The organism is Dokdonella immobilis (assembly GCF_900115085.1).
Lineage (GTDB): Bacteria > Pseudomonadota > Gammaproteobacteria > Xanthomonadales > Rhodanobacteraceae > Dokdonella > Dokdonella immobilis.
Map to the genome: position 1 here is coordinate 59,205 of NZ_FOVF01000011.1, position 20,462 is coordinate 79,666.

At 63.5% G+C, this 20,462-nt stretch carries 10 protein-coding genes; 3 read left to right on the forward strand and 7 right to left on the reverse strand.

Annotation, left to right across the window (positions count from 1 at the left end; translation table 11 throughout):
• Positions 1 to 2: 2 nt before the first annotated feature.
• From BM125_RS09770 to acnB, 3 genes are all read right to left on the reverse strand, one after another.
• Positions 3 to 3,599, reverse strand: a complete 3,597-nt coding sequence (locus BM125_RS09770) for a methylmalonyl-CoA mutase family protein (protein WP_092407414.1) — start codon at positions 3,597 to 3,599, stop codon at positions 3 to 5.
• 130 nt (positions 3,600 to 3,729) lie between these two features.
• Complete coding sequence (locus BM125_RS09775) at positions 3,730 to 6,642, reverse strand: EAL domain-containing protein (RefSeq protein ID WP_092407416.1); 2,913 nt, start codon at positions 6,640 to 6,642, stop codon at positions 3,730 to 3,732.
• A gap of 462 nt (positions 6,643 to 7,104) precedes the next feature.
• Entirely contained in the window at positions 7,105 to 9,690 is a 2,586-nt protein-coding gene (gene acnB / locus BM125_RS09780) for a bifunctional aconitate hydratase 2/2-methylisocitrate dehydratase (protein ID WP_092407418.1), read from the reverse strand.
• 320 nt (positions 9,691 to 10,010) lie between these two features.
• Here acnB and acnA point away from each other — a divergent pair, with 320 nt between their 5' ends.
• Entirely contained in the window at positions 10,011 to 12,749 is a 2,739-nt protein-coding gene (gene acnA / locus BM125_RS09785) for an aconitate hydratase AcnA (RefSeq protein ID WP_092407420.1), read from the forward strand.
• Between the two features lie 49 nt (positions 12,750 to 12,798).
• Here acnA and BM125_RS09790 read toward each other — a convergent pair whose 3' ends face one another.
• Positions 12,799 to 13,284 carry a Cif family virulence factor gene (locus tag BM125_RS09790; protein WP_092407422.1) on the reverse strand — a complete coding sequence of 162 codons (486 nt, stop codon included), beginning with the start codon at positions 13,282 to 13,284 and terminating at the stop codon, positions 12,799 to 12,801.
• Between the two features lie 184 nt (positions 13,285 to 13,468).
• Here BM125_RS09790 and BM125_RS09795 point away from each other — a divergent pair, with 184 nt between their 5' ends.
• A complete protein-coding gene (locus BM125_RS09795) occupies positions 13,469 to 15,157 on the forward strand; it encodes an AMP-binding protein (RefSeq protein WP_092407424.1) in 1,689 nt (562 codons plus the stop codon).
• A gap of 136 nt (positions 15,158 to 15,293) precedes the next feature.
• On the opposite strand, the gene BM125_RS09800 is transcribed toward BM125_RS09795, so the two are convergent.
• Positions 15,294 to 15,695, reverse strand: coding sequence for a PilZ domain-containing protein (locus BM125_RS09800; protein ID WP_342741295.1), 402 nt, complete (start codon positions 15,693 to 15,695; stop codon positions 15,294 to 15,296).
• A gap of 307 nt (positions 15,696 to 16,002) precedes the next feature.
• Here BM125_RS09800 and BM125_RS09805 point away from each other — a divergent pair, with 307 nt between their 5' ends.
• On the forward strand, positions 16,003 to 16,932 hold the full coding sequence (locus BM125_RS09805; RefSeq protein WP_092407428.1) for a crotonase/enoyl-CoA hydratase family protein: 930 nt from the start codon (positions 16,003 to 16,005) through the stop codon (positions 16,930 to 16,932).
• 40 nt (positions 16,933 to 16,972) lie between these two features.
• On the opposite strand, the gene BM125_RS09810 is transcribed toward BM125_RS09805, so the two are convergent.
• Together BM125_RS09810 and BM125_RS09815 are read right to left on the reverse strand one after the other, a co-directional pair.
• The gene (locus BM125_RS09810; protein WP_139224935.1) at positions 16,973 to 19,141 is read right to left on the reverse strand and encodes an ATP-binding protein; all 2,169 of its coding nucleotides are present in this window, start codon (positions 19,139 to 19,141) and stop codon (positions 16,973 to 16,975) included.
• Positions 19,142 to 19,175: 34 nt separating this feature from the next.
• Positions 19,176 to 20,306: an HD domain-containing phosphohydrolase gene (locus tag BM125_RS09815; RefSeq protein WP_425429610.1), complete on the reverse strand. Its 1,131-nt coding sequence runs from the start codon at positions 20,304 to 20,306 to the stop codon at positions 19,176 to 19,178.
• Positions 20,307 to 20,462: the final 156 nt, after the last annotated feature.

A 20,462-nucleotide genomic window follows, 5' to 3' on the forward strand; every position in this document is an offset into this window, starting at 1 on the left:
GCCTACATGTTCCGTCGGTACTCTCCGCCCACGTCATAGAGCGCGTGGCTGATCTGGCCGAGCGAGTGCGTCTTGACGGCCTCCATCAGCGCTTCGAAGACGTTCTTGCGCTCGCGCGCCGCCTTCTGCAGATAGCCGAGGCCGTGACCGGTATGCACTTCGCTCGCCTCGTCCTCGTCCGAGGTCGTGGCGTGCGCGTGCGAGGTCTCGCCGGCCGGCGCCAGCACGTTGCGATTCTTCTGCCAGGCCAGCACGTTGGTGATCTGCTGGCCCTTCTCCTGCTCGGTCGAACGGATCAGCTCGATCTCGGTGACGATGTCGCTGGCATGCTCCTTCGGCAGGAAGGTGTTGACGCCGACCAGGGGCAAGGAACCGTCGTGCTTCTTGTGTTCGTAGTACATCGACTCTTCCTGGATCTTGCCGCGCTGGTACATGGTGTCCATCGCGCCGAGCACGCCGCCGCGGTCGCTGATCGCCTCGAACTCCTTGTAGACCGCTTCCTCGACGATGTCGGTGAGCCTGTCGACGATGAAGCTGCCCTGCCAGGGGTTCTCGCAGAAATTGAGGCCGAGCTCCTTGTTGATGATCATCTGGATCGCCACCGCGCGGCGCACGCTTTCCTCCGTCGGCGTCGTGATCGCCTCGTCATAGGCATTGGTGTGCAGCGAATTGCAGTTGTCGAACAACGCGTACAGCGCCTGCAGGGTCGTGCGGATGTCGTTGAACTGGATCTCCTGGGCGTGCAGCGAACGCCCCGAGGTCTGGATGTGGTACTTCATCATCTGGCTGCGCTCGTTGGCGCCGTAGCGCTCGCGCATGGCGCGCGCCCAGATGCGCCGGGCGACGCGCCCGATCACGGTGTATTCGGGATCCATGCCATTGGAGAAGAAGAAGCTCAGGTTCGGCGCGAAGTCGTCGATCTTCATCCCGCGCGCCAGGTAGTACTCGACGATCGTGAAGCCGTTGCTGAGGGTGAAGGCAAGCTGGCTGATCGGGTTCGCCCCGGCCTCGGCGATGTGGTACCCCGAAATCGACACCGAGTAGAAATTGCGCACTCTCTGGTTGACGAAGTACTGCTGGATGTCACCCATCATGCGCAGGGCGAATTCAGTCGAGAAGATGCAGGTGTTCTGCGCCTGGTCCTCCTTGAGGATGTCGGCCTGGACGGTACCACGCACCGAACGCAGGGTTTCGGCCTTGATCCGCGCGTAGGTCTCTGCATCGACGAGCTGGTCACCGCAGATGCCGAGCAGGCCGAGGCCGAGCCCGTCGTTGCCCGCTGGCAGGTCGCCCGAGTACGTCGGGCGCTCGCGAGCATTGAAGAACTTCGCGATTTTCTTCTCGGCCTCGGCCCAGCGCTTGCCATCTTCCTTGAGATACAGCTCGACCTGCTGGTCGATCGCCGTGTTCATGAACATCGAGAGGATAATCGGTGCCGGTCCATTGATCGTCATCGAGACCGAGGTCGTCGGCGCGCACAGGTTGAAGCCCGAATAGAGCTTCTTCATGTCGTCCAGGGTCGGCACGTTGACCCCGGAATTGCCGATCTTGCCGTAGATGTCCGGCCGCGGCGCCGGATCCTCGCCGTACAAGGTGACCGAATCGAACGCGGTCGACAGGCGCACCGCTGGCTGGCCGACGCTGAGGTAGTGGAAACGCCGGTTCGTGCGCTCGGGCGTGCCCTCGCCGGCGAACATGCGGATCGGATCCTCGCCGGTGCGGCGATACGGGTAGACGCCGCCCGTGTAGGGATAGCTTCCGGGCAGGTTCTCCTTCTGCAGGAACACCAGCAGTTCGCCCCAGGACGTATAGGTCGGCGCGGCGATCTTCGGCACCTTCTGGTGCGACAGCGACTCGCGGTAGTTCTCGACCTTGATCGCCTTGCCGCGCACCTCGTACTCGGTGAACTCGTCGGTGATCGATTTCAGGCGCGTCGGCCAGGCGCGCAGTTCGCGCAGCGAATCGGAAGACAGCGCCTGGATGGCGTCGTTGTAGCGCTGGCGCAAACGAGCCGGGATTGGAGATTCGGGATTGGAGATTCGGACAAGCGCATCGTCGTAGAGTCCGAGTGCTGCAGGCAAATCCGGGTCTTCGAGTTCCTTCAGTGCTTTCCAGAGCGACTGGGCGCGATCGGCGATTCCGGCCTGCTTGAGGATCCCGGCATTGATGCCGCGGCCCTGCTCGGCGATTTCGGCGAGATAGCGCACGCGCGCACCGGGAATCAGTACGGTAGCCCGCGGCTCCTTCAGCGAGGTATCGAGATTGGGCTGGAAGTTGCATCCAGCATTCACGAATCCCGAATCCCCAATCCCCAATCCCAGCTTGTGCCGTAGCAGACGGCACAAGTTCACGAACATCCAGGTGATACCGGGGTCGTTGAACTGGCTGGCGATGGTCGGATAGACCGGCACTTCGTCGTCCTTGAGCTGGAACGCGGTTCGATTGCGCTTCCACTGCTTGCGCACGTCACGCAGCGCATCCTCGGCACCACGCTTGTCGAACTTGTTGAGAACGATCAGCTCGGCGAAGTCGATCATGTCGATCTTCTCGAGCTGGCTGGCCGCGCCGTAGTCGCTGGTCATCACGTACATCGGGAAGTCGACCAGATCGACGATCTCCGAATCGGACTGGCCGATACCCGCGGTCTCGACGATGACGAGGTCATAGCCCTGGCCCTTGAGGAAGCTCACGCAATCCTTGAGCACGATGCTGGTCGCCGCGTGCTGGCGCCGCGTCGCCATCGAACGCATGAACACGCGATTGCTGCGCAGTGCATTCATGCGGATGCGGTCGCCGAGCAGGGCGCCGCCGGAACGCCGCCGCGTCGGATCGACCGCGAGAACGGCGATGCGCATCTTCGGGAACGCATGCAGGAAGCGCAGCAGCAGCTCGTCGACGACACTGGATTTGCCGGCGCCGCCGGTGCCTGTGATGCCGACGACCTGGGTCGTCGGACGGGAATGGGGAATGGGGAATGGGGAATGGGCCGGGCCGCTCACCCAGTTCTTGCGCAACTTCACCAGTTCCGCTTCGCTGAAATCGCCATTCTCGATCGCGGTCAACATGCGACCGATGCTGATTTCATCGTCGATGCTCGCGGCTTCGACGATTCCCGATTCCCTACTCCCCATTACCGAGCGCGCGCGCTTCGCGCGCTCGACCACATCCTCGATCATCGCCACGAGGCCCAGGTGCATGCCGTCGTTCGGGTGGTAGATGCGCTCGACGCCGTAGTCCTGCAGTTCGCGGATTTCTTCCGGCGTGATCGTGCCGCCGCCGCCACCGAAGACACGGATGTGGCCCGCCCCGCGCTCCTTGAGCATGTCGACCATGTACTTGAAATACTCGACGTGGCCACCCTGGTATGACGACAGCGCAATCGCGTCGGCGTCTTCCTGCAGGGCGGCACGGACCACGTCCTCGACCGCACGATTGTGGCCGAGGTGAATAACCTCGGCGCCCTGGGCCTGGATCAAGCGGCGCATGATGTTGATCGCGGCGTCGTGACCGTCGAACAGGCTGGCTGCCGTGACGAACCGCAACGGCGCGCTATCGGTGGTGGCTTCGCTGTCGGGAAGACTCTGGGCGGTCGTGTTCATGGCGGATTCGGGCTTTTTCGGAAAGCCCGATTCTACCGCGTCGACCGCTCCCATCGCAGGCGTCGGCTGCCCCTGAGGTCGCCCAAGGTGCTGCCGGTCCTCACGCAACGTCGCCGCGAACCGCGGCCGATCAGGCTGTTTCCGCCGGAAAATCGTCGATCAGCGTCGGCAGCGAAAACAGGAAACCCTGCCCGATCGTGCAACCCAGAGCCAGCAGGGCATCACGCTGCGCGGGCGTTTCCACGCCCTCGGCAATCACCTCGACATCGAGCGATTCGGCCAGGGCGATGATGGCGCGGACTACCGCCGGGCTGCTGCCTTCGGTGGCGAGATCGGCGACGAAAGACTTGTCGATCTTCAGCGAATGGATCGGAAAACGATGCAGATAGCTCAGCGAGGAATAACCGGTACCGAAATCGTCGAGCTGGACAAGGACCCCGGCCTGACGCAGGCGCAGCAGGATCTCGCGCGTCTGTTCGGGCTGGTCGAGCAATGCGCCCTCCGTCACCTCGAGGCGGACCCGATGCGGCTGCAACCCGCTGTTTTCGATCGTACGCAAGGCGATCTCATCGAAATCCGGGACGCGCAGCCGTCGCGCTGACACATTGATCGAGACATAGGTCGACTCGGGCAGGCGCTGTGCCTGTTCGCAGGCCATCGCGAACATCTGCCAGTCAATCTGCTCTATGCAGCCGTTTTCCTCCGCCGCATTGAGGAAGTCCGCCGGCAGCAGCAAACCGCGGGTCGGATGCTTCCAGCGCAGCAGGGCTTCATAGCCCAGGATCCTGCCGGTCTCCAGCGATACGATCGACTGGAAGTGTGGCTCGAATTCGCGGCGCACCAGTGCATGGCGCAAGTCGCCTTCCAGGTCCAGCGCCCGCATCGCTTCGGCGCGCAACTGCTCATCGAAGATCTCGTGGCACTGCCGCCCCCGGGCCTTGGCGCGGTACATCGCGGTATCGGCGTCGCGCAGCAACTCTTCGGCCCGTGTGTAATGGGTATCGGCGTAGGCGATGCCGATGCTGGCTGAGGTGAACATTTCCTTGTTGGCGACGCGGATGGGATCGTTCAGGCCCTCGAGCACGCGCTCGGCGATATGGATCGCGAGCTTGGGCTCCGGCAGATTGTCGATGAGCACGGCAAACTCGTCGCCGCCGAGCCGGGCGACCATGTAGGGGGCACAGGCGCTGGCCAGACGCAGGGCCGCCTGCTTGAGCATCTCGTCGCCGACCAGGTGGCCGACGCTGTCGTTGACCACCTTGAAGCGATCGAGGTCGAGAAACAGCACCGCATAGCTGCGGGTCGGGTCATCCTGGTAACGGGTCAGCGCAGTGCCGAGCCGCTGCAGCAACAGGGCGCGATTCGGCAGCCCGGTCAGCGCGTCGTGAAACGCCTCATGGGTCAGCCGTGCTTCGATGCGCTTGCGCTCGAGGATCTGCGAGGTGAGGTCGCGATTGGCGTGAGCCAGGGCGCGGGTTCGTTCCTCGACGCGCGCCTCCAGCTCCACGTTGTCATGGATCAGCGAGTCCTGGGCGCGCTTGCGCTCGAGGCCATTGGCGATGTGATAGGCGACGAAGGTCAGCAGTTCCTGGTCACGTACGGTGAAGGGCGCGTCGGCCGAATAGCTCTGCACGGCGAGTACGCCAACGGTGCGCTCGTTGCAGATCAGGGGGACGCCGAGCCAGTAGCTGGCCCGGGTGCCGAAGCGCTGGACGTTGCCGGAGCCGACCAGCGCATCGATGCTGGCGCGATCGGCAAGCAAGGCACGGCCAGTCTTCAGCACGTATTCGGTCATGCCGTTGGCCATCGGTCGGCGGGGCCGCACCGGATTGATCTCGTCGACCGAGTACGGAAATTCCAGCTCCTGTCCGCCATCGGCGATCAGGGCGATATAGAAATTGCGCGCGTTCAGAAGTTCGCCGACGATGGCGTGCACGCTGGCGTAGAAATCCTCCATCGATTCGCCGGCGGCCGCGCATTCGGCGATACGGAAAAGGGCGCGCTGCAGGCGTTCACCGCGCTGCCGCTCGGCAACCTCCAACTGCAGCTCCTCGTTGGCCCTGGCCAGTTCCTGGGTGCGTTCGGCGACGCGCTTCTCGAGCTCGGTCTTGGCCTGCTTGCGTTCGAGGGCGGTGAGGATGTGCTGGGCCACGTAGTTGAGGATGGCGCGGTCTTCCTCGGAATAACGCGTGTCGGGCAGGTAACTCTGCACGACGATCGCACCGCGGATGGCCGCGGTCGCGCCGATCATGGGCACGCCGAGCCAGTCCTCGCTGTCGGGACCGAAGCGCTCGTCGCGCGCGATGTTGAGTTTGGCGCGAATCTGCGCGGACGGACCCATCTGCGACTCGCCGCTGCGCAACATGGCCAGGGTCACGCTACCCGGCAGGTCGCAGGCGGCAATCTCGTCGTCGGGATTGACGAAGTCGCTGTCGACGGTATCGACGAAATAGAGAAAGCGCAGGCTATCGCGCTCGGGCTCGTAGAGCGCGATGAAGAAGTTTTCTGCATACATGAGCCAGCCGACGATCTCGTGGATGCCACGCAACATGTCGGGCATGTCGAGGTCGGAACTGGCCATGTTGGCAATCGCGAACAGGGCACGTTGCACATGCTCGGCGCGCTCGAGCCGGTGAACCGAATGGGCCAGTGAATCGCGCTCCAGCAGGCGTTCGGCAACATGGGCGACATCGGAAAGGAACTGGTCCCACTCCCCTGCGCCCGGCACGGCGACGCGGATTCCCGGCCGCCACGACAGCTCGGCGCGCGTTCCATTCGATGCACTGAACAATGGAATGCGACGGATGTCAGCGCCTTCGAGGCAGATGTCGGGCGAGCGCCCCGAGGATTCACTGCGCCCGTCGGCGTGGATGCGCTCCGTATTCCAGGAGATGCTCAGGGCCTGCACACCGAACTGCGACTCGGCCTCGTCGGCCGCCATAAGGCCCAGCGCAACCATGTCGGACACGCGCAGAAGCTCGCGGACGAATGGCTTGCCCGCCCAGTCAAGGTCGCTCTTGCGCTTCTCGTTCGTTGAAGACATCAGTTCGCGACCCGCCTCCGCAACGGGTCATTGCCTACTCAAGCCCACGGCCGGCCGGTGGACCGCTGTGTAAATCGATACTGCGTACTCTAGCCCGGATTATTCATGAATTTCACGCGCCCTCGCTTGTCCCTTGAATCCACGCGGCTTTTCGCTCATTCGGCGATAGGACCCGCTATCCCCTCAATCGCGAAAAACCGCCTGAATCCAAGGTCCAGCGCGATCATCGCGCGAATTCACGAGTAATCCGGGCCAGGCACGGACTGCATGCAGCGCGGTCACCGCTGGCTTTCCGGCTGCAGGATCAAGGCAACTGGACCAGGCCCCCTCGCGGCGACACCGGTGCGGGCGACCAACCCACACGCGCACAGGCCAGCAGCGACCGTACATCGACGGTCCGGATTCGCAAAGGCCCGGCGTGCGACCGGGCCTCCGACACCGCAGCATAGTCGCTGTTCGGCCTCAAACAGTGACTGTACCCGCGATTTCCGTGTAGTCCCCGATCTGGTCGAAATTCATGTAGCGGTAGATCCGCTGACTGTCGGCATCGATGACACCGATGGCCGCCAGGTACTCCTGCCTGCTCGGAATCTTCCCGAGTCGCGAGCAGATGGCCGCGAGTTCGGCCGAGCCCAGGTAGACATTGGCGTTCTTGCCGAGGCGGTTCGGGAAGTTGCGGGTGCTGGTCGAGAAGACCGTGGCCCCCTCGCGGACCTGGGCCTGGTTGCCCATGCACAGCGAACAGCCCGGCATTTCCATGCGCGCACCGGCCGTACCGAAGGTTCCATAATGGCCTTCCCGGGTCAGTTCGGCCGCATCCATCTTGGTTGGCGGCGCGACCCACAGCTTGGTCGGAATGTCGCGTCTGCCTTCGAGCAGCTTCGAGGCGGCGCGGAAGTGACCGATGTTGGTCATGCACGAGCCGATGAAGACTTCGTCGATTTTCGCGCCAGCGACCTCAGACAACGTCTTCACGTCGTCCGGATCGTTCGGGCAGGCCACGATCGGTTCGTGTACGTCGGCCAGGTCGATCTCGATCACCGCGGCATATTCGGCGTCGGCGTCGGCAGCGAGCAGTTGCGGATCGGCCAGCCACGCTTGCATGGCCTGGATGCGGCGCGTGAGGCTGCGCACGTCCTTGTAGCCCTGGGCGATCATCCATTTCAGCATGACCACGTTGCTGTTGAGGTATTCGATGATCGGCGCCTTGTCGAGGTGCACCGTGCAACCGGCCGCGGACCGCTCGGCCGAGGCATCGGAGAGTTCGAAGGCCTGCTCGACCTTGAGGTTGGGCAGGCCCTCGATTTCGAGGATGCGCCCGGAGAACACGTTCTTCTTGCCCTTCTTCTCGACCGTGAGCAGGCCGGCCTTGATCGCATAGAGGGGGATGGCGTTGACCAGGTCGCGCAGGGTGACGCCGGGCTGCAGTTCGCCCTTGAAGCGCACCAGCACCGACTCGGGCATGTCGAGCGGCATGACCCCGGTGGCCGCGGCAAAGGCGACCAGGCCGGAACCGGCCGGAAACGAAATGCCGATCGGGAAGCGGGTGTGCGAGTCGCCGCCGGTACCGACCGTGTCGGGCAGCAGCATGCGATTGAGCCAGGAATGGATGATGCCGTCGCCGGGCCGCAACGGGATGCCACCGCGGGTGCTGATGAAGTCGGGCAACTCGTGGTGCATGGTCACGTCGACCGGCTTCGGGTAGGCCGCGGTATGGCAGAACGACTGCATGACGAGGTCGGCGCTGAACCCGAGACAGGCAAGGTCCTTGAGCTCGTCGCGGGTCATCGGGCCGGTGGTGTCCTGCGATCCGACCGAGGTCATGCGCGGCTCGCAGTAGGTGCCGGGACGCACGCCCTGCCCCTCCGGCAGGCCACAGGCGCGACCGACCATCTTCTGGGCCAGGCTGAAGCCCCTGCTACTGCTGGCCGGACTCTCCGGCAGACGGAACAGGGTCGATGCCGGCAAACCGAGCGCCTCTCGCGCGCGGGCAGTCAGGCCGCGCCCGATGATCAGTGGAATTCGGCCACCGGCGCGCACCTCGTCGAACAGCACCTCGGACTTGACCTTGAACTCGGCGATCACCTCGCCATCCTTCAGCGCCTTTCCCTCGTAGGGGCGCAATTCGACGACATCGCCCATCGCCATCCGGCTGACATCGAGTTCGATCGGCAACGCCCCGGCGTCCTCCATGGTGTTGTAGAAGATCGGCGCGATCTTGCCGCCGAGGCAGACGCCCCCAAAGCGCTTGTTCGGGATATACGGTATGTCCTGACCGGTGAACCAGAGTACCGAGTTGGTCGCCGACTTGCGGCTCGAGCCGGTGCCGACCACGTCGCCGACATAGGCGACGAGATGGCCTTTCCGCTTGAGCGACTCGATGAAGGCGACCGGACCGCGCTTGCCGTCCTCTTCCGGGTCGATGCCCTCGCGCCGGTTCTTGAGCATGGCCAGCGCATGCAGCGGGATGTCGGGTCGCGTCGTCGCGTCGGGCGCCGGCGAGAGGTCGTCGGTATTGGTTTCACCGCTGACCTTGAACACCGTGATCGTCAGCGACTCCGGAACTTCGGGCCGGCTGGTGAACCACTCGCCGTCGGCCCAGCTCTGCAATACGCCACGGGCGTGCGCATTGCCGTTGTCGGCCTTCTCCTTGACGTCGTGGAAGGCATCGAACATGAGCAGGGTCTTCTTCAACGCCTCGGCGGCGCTGGCACCCAGCGTGGCGTGGTCGAGCAGCTCGACCAAGGGATGGATGTTGTAGCCTCCGAGCATGGTGCCGAGCAGTTCGGTCGCCCGTTGCGGGGAGATCAAGGCGCAATGCTCGGTGCCGAAGGCCAGCGCGGCCAGCCACGAGGCTTTGACCCTGGCCGCATCATCGACGCCGGCCGGAACCCGATTCGTGATCAGGTCGAGCAGGAATTCCGCATCGGCGCCGACCGGCCCCTTCAGCAGTTCGATGACTTGGGAAGTCTGCTGCGCGCTCAGCGGCAGCGGCGGAATGCCCAGCGCGGCGCGCTCGGCAACGTGTTGGCGGTAGGTCGAGAGCATGACGTTCTTCCGTGGGCAGGCCTGATCGACACTGGCGCGGCCGCAAGGACGGCGGGCGCAGCGTCGGCATCGAAGCAGGCGGGACTGGCGGAAGCCCGGGACAGTCTGGCGAGGCGCTTCCGTGGCCGGCGATTTTAGCGTTTCCGTGGACTTGCCTGCAACGCGACAGGCGTCAGCCTGGCCCCGCCCGGGGCATCGGCGATGCCGATGCCCGCTTCCTTCGGAGGCAACGGCCGCGACCGATACGGCGCTTCGCGATACGATAGCCATCGCAGCAGACGCCCGCACAGGCCAGCCCCTTCTCAGCCAGGAGAATCGCCATGAACGACAGCTTTTCGACAAACGACAGCCTCGAGGTCAACGGAAAGAAATACCGCTACGCGAGTCTGGCCAGGCTGGGCCGGCAGTTCGACCTCCGGAAGCTGCCGTATTCAATGAAGATCCTGCTCGAGAACCTGCTACGTCACGAGGATGGCATCGAGGTCACCGACAAGCAGATTGCCGCCGTGGCCAACTGGCAGGCCACGGCCGAGCCTTCGACCGAGATCTCGTTCATGCCGGCGCGCGTGGTCCTGCAGGACTTCACCGGCGTCCCCTGCGTGGTCGACCTTGCTGCCATGCGCGATGCGATGGTCGCCCTCGGTGGCGATCCGACCCTGATCAATCCGCTGGCGCCGGCCGAACTGGTGATCGATCATTCGGTGCAGGTGGATTCATTCGGCTCGGTGCATTCGCTCGACGAGAACGTCGAGATCGAGTTCGAACGCAACCAGGAGCGCTATGCCTTCCTGCGCTGGGGCCAGAAGGCCTTCAACAACTTCAAGGTGGTGCCGCCGCGGACCGGCATCGTGCACCAGGTCAATCTCGAGCATCTCGCCCGCGTCGTCATGACCGGCACCAAGGACGGCGTCGACTGGGCGTTCCCGGACACCGTCTTCGGCACTGACTCGCATACGACGATGATCAACGGTCTTGGGGTGCTCGGCTGGGGTGTCGGCGGCATCGAGGCCGAAGCCGCCATGCTTGGACAACCCTCTTCGATGCTGATTCCGCAGGTGGTTGGCTTCAAGCTCACCGGCAAGCTCGGCGAAGGCGTCACCGCGACCGACCTCGTGCTGACCGTGACCCAGATGCTGCGCAAGCACGGTGTGGTCGGCAAGTTCGTCGAATTTTTCGGTAATGGCCTCAGGCACCTGCCGCTGGCCGACCGCGCGACCATCGCCAACATGGCACCCGAGTACGGCGCCACCTGCGGAATCTTCCCGATCGACTCGGAATCGATCGCCTATCTGCGCCTGTCCGGGCGCAGCGAAGAACAGATCGCCCTGGTCGAAGCCTATGCGAAGGCCCAGGGTTTCTGGCACGACGAAAGTTCGCCCGAAGCCGAATTCAGCGCGACCCTGGAACTCGACCTGGCCACGGTCAAACCCTCCATGGCCGGTCCGAAGCGGCCGCAGGATCGGGTCCTGCTCGGCGACATGCAGCAGAGCTTCGAAGCGGCGCTGGCCGGCCTGACCGTCGGCCGCAAGCCGCGTGACGTCACGGTTGGCCGCTTCGAGGGCGAAGGCGGCTCGACTTCGGTCGGCCACGACGCCAGCGCCTGTGCGGCCGGACCGCACGTGCCGAAGGCCCCACTGCGCGACGGCGCCGTGGTCATCGCCGCGATCACCTCGTGCACGAACACCTCCAACCCGGCGGTAATGCTGGCGGCGGGCCTGCTGGCCAGGAAGGCTGCGGCGCGCGGACTCAAATCGCAACCGTGGGTCAAGCCCTCGCTGGGTCCGGGCTCCCTCGTCGTCACCGATTACCTGAAGAAGACCGGCCTGCTGCACGAATTGGAGAAGGTCGGCTTCTATGTGGTCGGCTACGGCTGCACCACCTGCATCGGCAACTCCGGCCCCCTGCCCTCCGAGATCAGCAAGGAGATCGCCGAAGGGGACCTTGCCGTCGCTTCGGTGCTGTCCGGCAACCGCAATTTCGAAGGGCGCGTGCATCCGGAGGTCAAGATGAACTACCTGGCCTCACCGCCCCTGGTCGTCGCCTATGCATTGGCCGGCACCATCGACATCAACCTCGAAACCGACCCGCTCGGCGTCGACCGCGATGGCAAGCCGGTCTACCTGAAGGACATCTGGCCGACGAACAAGGAAGTCAGCGACACCATTGCCGGCGCGATCAATCCCGAGATGTTCAAGGACAACTATGCCGATGTGTTCAAGGGCGATTCGCGCTGGAACCACATCGCCTCGCCGGACGGCAACCAGTATGCATGGGACGACTCGACCTACGTGAAGAATCCGCCCTATTTCGACGGCATGACCATGGCGGTCGGCAAGATCGAGGACATCCACGGGGCCAGCGTGCTCGGCCTGTTCGGCGACTCGATCACCACCGACCACATCTCGCCGGCGGGATCGATCAAGAAGGATTCCCCGGCCGGACGCTATCTGATCGGCCGCGGCGTGCAACCCAAGGACTTCAATTCCTACGGCTCGCGGCGCGGCAACGACGACGTGATGGTACGCGGCACGTTCGCCAACATCCGTATCCGCAACCAGATGCTCGATGGCGTCGAAGGCGGCTACACCGTGCACATTCCGTCAGGCGAGGAAATGCCGATCTACGACGCGGCCATGAAGTACAAGGCCGAAGGAACGCCCCTGGTCGTCATCGCCGGCAAGGAATACGGCACCGGTTCATCACGCGATTGGGCAGCCAAGGGCACCCTGCTGCTCGGGGTCAAGGCCGTCATCGCCGAAAGCTTCGAGCGCATCCATCGCTCGAACCTGGTTGGCATGGGTGTGCTGCCCTGTCGCTTCAAGGCGGGCGAGAGCGCAAGATCGCTCGGACTGAGCGGTCGCGAGCGCTTCGACATCACCGGACTCGAGGACGGCATGTCGCAGGAGGCCACCGTGGTGGCGACCGGGGCCGACGGCAAGCGCAAGGAGTTCAAGGTCGATGTCCTGCTGGCGACCCCCAAGGAGCGCGAGTTCTTCCGCCACGGCGGCATCCTTCCCTACGTGCTCAGGCAGCTGGCAGGCTCGGGCAAGGCCGCCTGAGGAGGGCCAGGACCACGTCAGGAGCGTGCGCGCTGCAGCGCGCACGCGCTCAAAGCAGCTGCTCCCAGCGCGCGTTTACACACAGCCAGCGCCCGGATTGCCTGCGCCACCCGCTGACGATGCGGTACATGGCGCCGCGCTCTGGCAGCCATCGCCCGCTGCCACCGGTGAAGGTCGCGGTCACTTGCACGGTGGCCCGCGAATCCTGGAGTTCGACGTCGATCGGTCCAAGGCTGACGCCTATGCGGGCGTTGGCGAGTACCTGTCCCCGGAGCACGTTGTGCAGGCCCTCGCGATCGACGCCGCCCTGCGCGCCGGTGAAGTCATCCGCGATGTGGCGCATGAAGTCCGCGGGCTTGCCGGCCTCCATGGCCTCCTGCATTTCCGCCAGGGCGGCCCGCAACTGCTGCTCGTCGGAGGGTCGCGAGCAGGCAGGCATGCCGACGGCGAAAATCAGCGCCAGCAGCGCCAGCGCGGCATACTGGGAGCGACGCGGCTTGCCCGGCCCTGTGGAGTGCGGTCTTTGCGATGACACGGGGTGCCTCCTTGATCCTGCAGTTGCCTCGTCGGCCAGCGGGAAGACGCTGCACTGCGCCTTGATGCCGGTTCTACCACTGTGTTGGAATCATGCGGATACGCACGCGTACGGGCTCGATGGTATATGAGATTACGCGCAGGCCCCATTGGCCTTGCGCGCGGCTGGAAACACTGGAGGACGCATGTCTGGCAGCAACTATCGACCCTGGCTGAACAACTATCCGAAAGGCGTCCCCCACGAGATCGACCTCGACCAGTATCCATCCATCCTTTCCCTGCTCGAAAGCTGCTTCGAGCGCTTCCGGCATCGTCCGGCGTTTTCGAACATGGGTCGAACCATCAGTTATGGAGAGCTCGACACCCTGAGTCGCCAGTTCGCGGTATTTCTGGTCAACGAGCTGAATTGCTCCAAGGGCGATCGCATCGCCATGATGATGCCGAACGTCCTGCAGTATCCGATCGCGATCTGCGGCGCCCTGCGCGCCGGCATGGTCGTGGTCAACACGAATCCCATGTACACGGCGCGCGAACTCCGGCATCAACTGGTTGATTCAGGCGCAAAGGTCATCGTCGTCCTCGACAATTTCGCCGAAACCGTGGCCAGCGTGAACAAGGACACACCGACCGAGCACGTTGTGACCACCGGAATCGGCGACATGCTGTCGTTTCCGAAGTCGGTGATCACCAACTTCGTCGTCAAGCACGTGAAGAAGATGGTGCCTCCGTACGACATCCCCGGCGCGGTTCGATTCAGGGATGCCCTGCGACGCGGCGCCGGCAAGCCGCTGCCGAAGCCCGAGGTCGATGCCGGCGACATCGCATTCCTGCAATATACGGGTGGCACGACCGGCGTTGCCAAGGGTGCGATGCTGACGCATCGGAACATGATCGCGAACATGCAGCAGGCCAGCGCCTGGATCAGCAGCGACATGACCGAAGGCGAGGAAGTGATCGTCACGGCGCTGCCGCTCTATCACATCTTCGCCTTGACGGCGAACTGCCTGACCTTCATGAAAATTGGCGGGCACAACCATCTGATCACGAATCCGCGCGACATGCCGGGCTTCGTCGCCGAATTGGGGAAGATCCGCTACACCAGCCTGACCGGAGTCAATACCCTATTCAATGGACTGCTCAATACTCCGGGCTTCGAAAAGCTCGATTTTTCCAACCTGCGCATGACCCTCGGTGGCGGCATGGCCGTGCAGCGCTCTGTTGCCGAGCGCTGGAAGAGAGTGACAGGCTCCACCCTTGCCGAAGCCTATGGCCTCACCGAGACCTCGCCGGCGGTCTGCATCAATCCGCTCGACATCAGCGAATACAACGGATCGATCGGGCTGCCGATTTCGTCCACCGACGTGACCATCCAGAGCGACGATGGCCAGATCTTGCCGGTCGGCGAGACAGGTGAACTCTGCGTGCGTGGCCCGCAGGTCATGAAGGGTTACTGGAACCGCCCGGAGGAAACCGCAAAGATCATCGACCCGCAGGGCTGGCTGCATACCGGTGACATCGCCCGCATGGACGAAAAAGGCTTCTTCTACATCGTCGATCGCAAGAAAGACATGATCCTGGTGTCGGGTTTCAACGTCTACCCGAATGAGATCGAGGATGTGGTCGCCTGCATGCCAGGCATCCTCGAGGTCGCGGCGATCGGCGTTCCGGACCCGAAGTCCGGCGAGGCGGTCAAGTTGGTCATCGTCAAGAAGGATCCTTCGCTCACCGAAGAGGCCATCCGGGCCCATTGCCGGACCGAGCTGACCGGTTACAAACAGCCCAAGTACATCGAGTTTCGCGATTCTTTGCCGAAGAGCAACGTCGGCAAGATCCTACGCAGGGAACTTCGCGAGGAGCAGGCCAAGGCCGGCTGAGCAGCCGCAGGACATTGTCGAGCGTGGAACTCCGCTGGGGGAATCGAGGCCAGGCTGGCGATTCCGGGATATCCGCGCGGACGCCGCGCCAGGCCCGCAGTGGTTGCCCGAACCCCGCGATGCTGCCCGCGACGCTTCAGTCCGCCGATTTCGCCTCGTCGGGGCGGTCGATGTAGTCGGCGTACTGGCCGAGCAGGCCCCAGAGCGCATGCTCCTTGTCTTCGGGAATACTCGTATAGGCAAAGCCGACGTGGCTTTGGGTGAGCCGGGTAACGTTGGCTTCCAGATGAATGTGCAGATCATCGCCGACCAGAAGATCGAGGACGCACCGCTCACCGGCGCTCGCGTCCCAGTCCTCTGGTCGCTGCGCCAGCAGGCCGGTCGCCGAGATGTTCTCGACCTCGGTAACCCACGACAGCGGACCCATGCTGATCAGCACGATCGATCGGATCGGCATTCGCGCGTGACGCAAATATCGTTCCGGTGAATCAAGACTCATTCGAACGCCTCCCAAAAGCCCAAAGCAGTCCACCCCCATCTGGTACCGCCGGCTGCAATCATTCATCGCAATTCGCGCACCATCATCCTCCCTGCACCAGCACAAATCGGGCCAAGAGGGGACGACCGGGACTATGGTACGCGCTGCCGCGGCGACGCCGGACACAAAAGTGTGCGTTACGTCACACAATGTCGCTAGCCGTTTCGGCAGCTGTTGTCAAGATTTGCGCTAGACTGAATTCGATCGCGGGCGTGTTCAAGGGGAACGCGCCCTTCAGGTGTTGAGCACTTGCCGCTCATCCCGCGCGATCCGGTAGGCGGCAGATTGCCCTAAAGGAAATGCCCCCATGACCGCCATCGAACTGCTTCGCCGTGACCATGATTATCGCCTTCTGCGCTCGCAGGAGGACCTGGCCTCCAATACCCATTGGTGCTTCATGCATGCCCGGAATTTCCCCCGGGCCAGCGGATACAGGGCGTGCTTTTCGCCGCAATTGATTCGCGAGATCCGGGAATTCCAGAAGCGCGCAGCCGACCGACTGACGACGATTGCCGCGAACTCCGATTCGAGGCTTGCCCACATTGTTCTGGCTTCCGATTCCGACGTATTCAACCTGGGCGGCGATCTTGATCTCTTCTGTCGCCTGATCCGCGAACGCAACCGCGAGCACCTGCTGGCCTATGCACGCCAATGCGTCGAGGGCGTCTATGCGTTCCACGCTCATCTGAACCGGAATGCGCACAGCATTGCACTGGTCCAGGGGGATGCGCTGGGAGGGGGGTTCGAAGCTGCCCTCTCCTGCCAGACGATCATCGCCGAAGAAGGTGTCGGCATGGGTTTCCCGGAAGTGCTCTTCGATCTCTTCCCCGGCATGGGCGCGTATTCGTTCCTGTGCAAGCGCGTGGCACCGAAAACGGCCGAGGAAATGATGCTCGACGGCTCAATCTATCCGGTCGAGGAACTGCACAAGCTGGGCATCGTCGACATGATCGTGCCGCGCGGAGAAGGTGTGCAGGCGGTGCACGAGTTCATCCGTCGTAACCAGCGCATCTCCCACGCCCGTGGTGCGATGAATCGGGTTCGCGAGATCGCCCAGCCCGTCAATCTCATGGAATTGATGCAGGTCACCGAAATATGGGTGGATACCGCCATGCAGCTTGGCGAAAAATCCCTGCGGACCATGGAGCGGCTCGTTCGCGCGCAGGAAAAGCGCCCGGTGGCGACTCGCGCCGAATCTGCAGTCCATGACGAAATGGCGGTCGGTGCAGGACGCTGAGCCCTGTACCGGCGATGGGCCAATCGAAGCGAGGCGGATTTCAGCGGAGTTCCGGCTCCGCCTCGCTCTTGCGTTGAGCAAGCGAAAGCTTGAGCGCGGTCTTCGCTCGCTCAAGCTGAATCGACAATTCTTCGGTCGCCGAACGCCAGTCGCGCGCGATGTCCCACTGGCCCGTGCGCATGTATTCAGATGCGCGGCTGGCCAGTCTCACCGCCCCCATGTTTCCGGCGACGCCCTTGAGGGCATGGCACTGATCGCGGAACGCTTCCCAGTTTCCCTCCAGGGCCGCCTTCTCGAGATCGGCGATGCAGCGCACCGAATCGCGAATGCACTCGTCGATGAACGAGGCGAGGAATGCATCACCCAACTGCATCTCCCTCAGCTCCTCGAGCACCTGGTTCGAGATGATTTCATCGGCACCCGCACCGGCACTGTTGGTCACGCCCCCGGATTCGTCCTCCACGGCCTTGACCATCGTCGTTGCGGATCCAAGGGCGATCTCGGCCAGCGTATCGAGCAGCCGCGACACCGAGATCGGCTTGGTCAGAAAGGCGCGTGCCCCGGCGCGTTCCGCAGCGCGCATGGTGTCGGCCGTCGCATCCGCGCTGAGCACCAGGAAGGGAGTACGCTCGGAACCGGTCTGCATGACCCTGGCCTGCTTGATCGCGTCGATGCCGCTGATCCCGGGCATGTGCAGATCGATGATGACCGCATCGAAACCTTCGTTTTCGATGGCGTTGAGCACCTCCTCGCCACCAAGCACGGAACGGACCTGGTGGCCGGCCTTCTCCAGCATCCGGCGCAACACGGTCAGGTTGGCCTGCTGGTCATCGGCAACGAGCAATTGCAGGCTGCGCACACGCGCGCGGTGGCGCACGAACGGGTCGGCAAATGCGATGACATTCTTCCCGGCACCTGCGACCGGAGTCTGGACCGGACGGATGGCTTTCGTTGCCGAGGCCAGATCCAGGTCGACCCAGAAATGGGACCCGACGCCTGGTTTGCTGTCGAACCCGATCGTGCCCCCCATCAGCTCGACCAGGGACTTGGCAATGGTCGTACCGAGTCCGGTGCCGCCAAACTGGCGCGAATGGCCGCGGTCGGCCTGTTCGAACGCATTGAAGATCCGACCCTGCGCTTCCTCGGGGATACCGACGCCCGTGTCTCGAATCGAGAATCGCAACGGGATGCGGTTTTCCCTGCGCGGAGCCCGCAGGCCGACGTTCACTGCAACATGCCCGTGTTCGGTGAACTTCACTGCGTTCGACACCAGGTTCACAAGGACCTGGCGCAGATGGTCGACGTCGCCGAAATAGTCATCGGGCAAGGTTTCGTCGACGCCGATCTCAAAGCGCAAGCCTTTTTCCACGGCGGTCGATTGCAGCATCAACTGGACGCTGCGCAACATTTCCGAGAGTTTGAAGTCGGTCGGTTTCTGCTTTAGCTTGCCCGATTCGATCTTGGAGATGTCGAGGACATCCTCGATCAGGCTCAGCAGCGACCGGGCAGAAGCCTGCATGACCTCGGCGAACTCGCGCTGCTCGGCGCTGAGCCGGGTCGTGGTCAGCAGTTCGGTCATGCCGACGATGCCGTTCAGGGGGGTCCGGAATTCGTGGCTCATGTTGGCGACGAACAGGCTCTTGGCCTCGTTGGCCCGTCGCGCGTCTTCGGTTGCTCGCGTCAGCGCGCGCAGCAGCGACGTCAGATAGCCCGGAATCAGGATCAGCCCACCGAGCAGCCCCCAGGCCAGCGGCGCGTTTTCGCGCCAGTACGGCGTAGCGAGGATGACCGCAAGGAAGGACGCCACGGCCAGGCAAACGGCGGCGAAAAGATAGCGAGGTCCGTAGCGCAGGCCATTGCCGATCGTGACCCAGAGGTAGATGACATAAAGGGGGGCGAGCTGTGCGCCAAGGGTCATCATCGCACCCATGGCGGCATAATCGCTGACCATGCCGATCCAGCGACGCACATGCGATACGCCTGGGTTCAGCGCCATGTGCGCAAGAATTCCTGCGCCAACACAGGTTTCGACGAACAGGATCAGCATCGCCCGCGGCAGCATGGGTCCGCCAAATCCCTGGGTCGACGCCGCTCCCAGCAAATAGATCAGCCAGATCCCGACGATGGCCAGACGCACCATGGCCTGCCCGTGTTCGCTGTCGGGGCGCTTTTCGAACTTGGACCGCAGGTTTTCCAGCGTCGAGCGCATTCGGCCGTCTCCCTCGGCACGCACCTCGGACCTTTCAGAATCCGAAGCCGGATGGTGCCAGGTTGGCTTGCTGGATTTCGGCAATACGCGCCTTGTTCGCCAGCAAAACCTCGACACAAGCACTATCAAATAGCGTGCCAGCGTGCTCCTTCAGGTAACTGAACGCTTCCTGATTGCTCCATGCACGCTTGTAAGGACGTTCGGAGGTCAGGGCGTCGAAGACGTCGGCAATGGCGACGATGCGGGCGTTCAAGGGGATCTGCTCTCCCTTGAGTCCGTCCGGATAGCCGCTGCCATCCCAACGCTCGTGGTGGCGCAGTGCAATCTGGGCTCCTGTCTGGACGAAGCGGCTCTGGCTGTCGCGCAGTATCTCGAAGCCGATCAGCGGGTGCTTGCGCATGGCGGCCATTTCCTCGTCGGTAAGGCTACCCCGCTTGAGAAGGATCGAGTCGGGAACGCCAATCTTGCCGATATCGTGCAGCGGCGCGGCCAGGGTGAGGATGCGTACGTCATCTTCCGGCATGCCGAGTTCCTCCGCGATCAGCTCGCAATAGCGCGCCATGCGCAGGAGGTGTGCACCGGTCCCGAAGTCACGGTATTCGATGGCCTTGGCCAGGCGGAACAGCATTTCGCGCTCGCGCTGTTCGACTTCCTGGACCCCTTCGAGCACCTTCTGCTCGAGCGAGCGCGCCCGTTCCTTGACCGTTTCGCCCTGGCGACGCATCTGCAGCAGGTTCTTGCAGCGCGACCGCAGCTCGCGTGGTCGCACAGGCTTGACCAGAAAATCGATGACGCCGGCATCGAGCGCCGCCTGGCGCACAGGCTCGTCGCCGACCACGCTGATCAGGATGATCGGGACATCCCGACGCGACAACGGGCGCCGGAAACGCCGGGCAAACTCGAGTCCATCCATTTCCGGCATGCGATAGTCGAGCAGGAGCAGGTCGGTGCTGTTGCTTTCCGACCAGTGCAGGGCGTCGATCGGGTTGCCGAAATCCGACACGTGCACGACCGGGCCGATTCCTTCGACGACGTGTCGAAGCATCGTGCGAGCGGAGGGTTGATCGTCGACGATCAGTACGTTCACGCGAATTTCTCCAGCAGGCCCCGCAGCGCCACGATCAAATCTGGGCGGATACCCGCCAGCCTGATCCAGCCCGGCCAAGCAAGCTCGGGACCCATCGATACGCCCAAGTCAGTCACGGCCCGAAGGCTATCACACTGGATGGCCCGCGGAGCTTGTTCCGGCACCCAGAACACCGCCTCTGGCCGGGTCTTGGCCTCGTTCCGGCCCGAACCTGGCGAGACGGGTGCGACGACT

What these genes read in the sequence shown, in the direction of transcription:
- BM125_RS09770 (WP_092407414.1), bottom strand. Translation starts at nt 3,599, where the DNA reads ATGAACACGACCGCCCAGAGTCTTCCCGACAGCGAAGCCACCACCGAT.
- BM125_RS09775 (WP_092407416.1), bottom strand. Translation starts at nt 6,642, where the DNA reads ATGTCTTCAACGAACGAGAAGCGCAAGAGCGACCTTGACTGGGCGGGC.
- acnB (WP_092407418.1), bottom strand. Translation starts at nt 9,690, where the DNA reads ATGCTCTCGACCTACCGCCAACACGTTGCCGAGCGCGCCGCGCTGGGC.
- acnA (WP_092407420.1), top strand. Translation starts at nt 10,011, where the DNA reads ATGAACGACAGCTTTTCGACAAACGACAGCCTCGAGGTCAACGGAAAG.
- BM125_RS09795 (WP_092407424.1), top strand. Translation starts at nt 13,469, where the DNA reads ATGTCTGGCAGCAACTATCGACCCTGGCTGAACAACTATCCGAAAGGC.
- BM125_RS09800 (WP_342741295.1), bottom strand. Translation starts at nt 15,695, where the DNA reads ATGGGGGTGGACTGCTTTGGGCTTTTGGGAGGCGTTCGAATGAGTCTT.
- BM125_RS09805 (WP_092407428.1), top strand. Translation starts at nt 16,003, where the DNA reads ATGACCGCCATCGAACTGCTTCGCCGTGACCATGATTATCGCCTTCTG.
- BM125_RS09810 (WP_139224935.1), bottom strand. Translation starts at nt 19,141, where the DNA reads ATGCGCTCGACGCTGGAAAACCTGCGGTCCAAGTTCGAAAAGCGCCCC.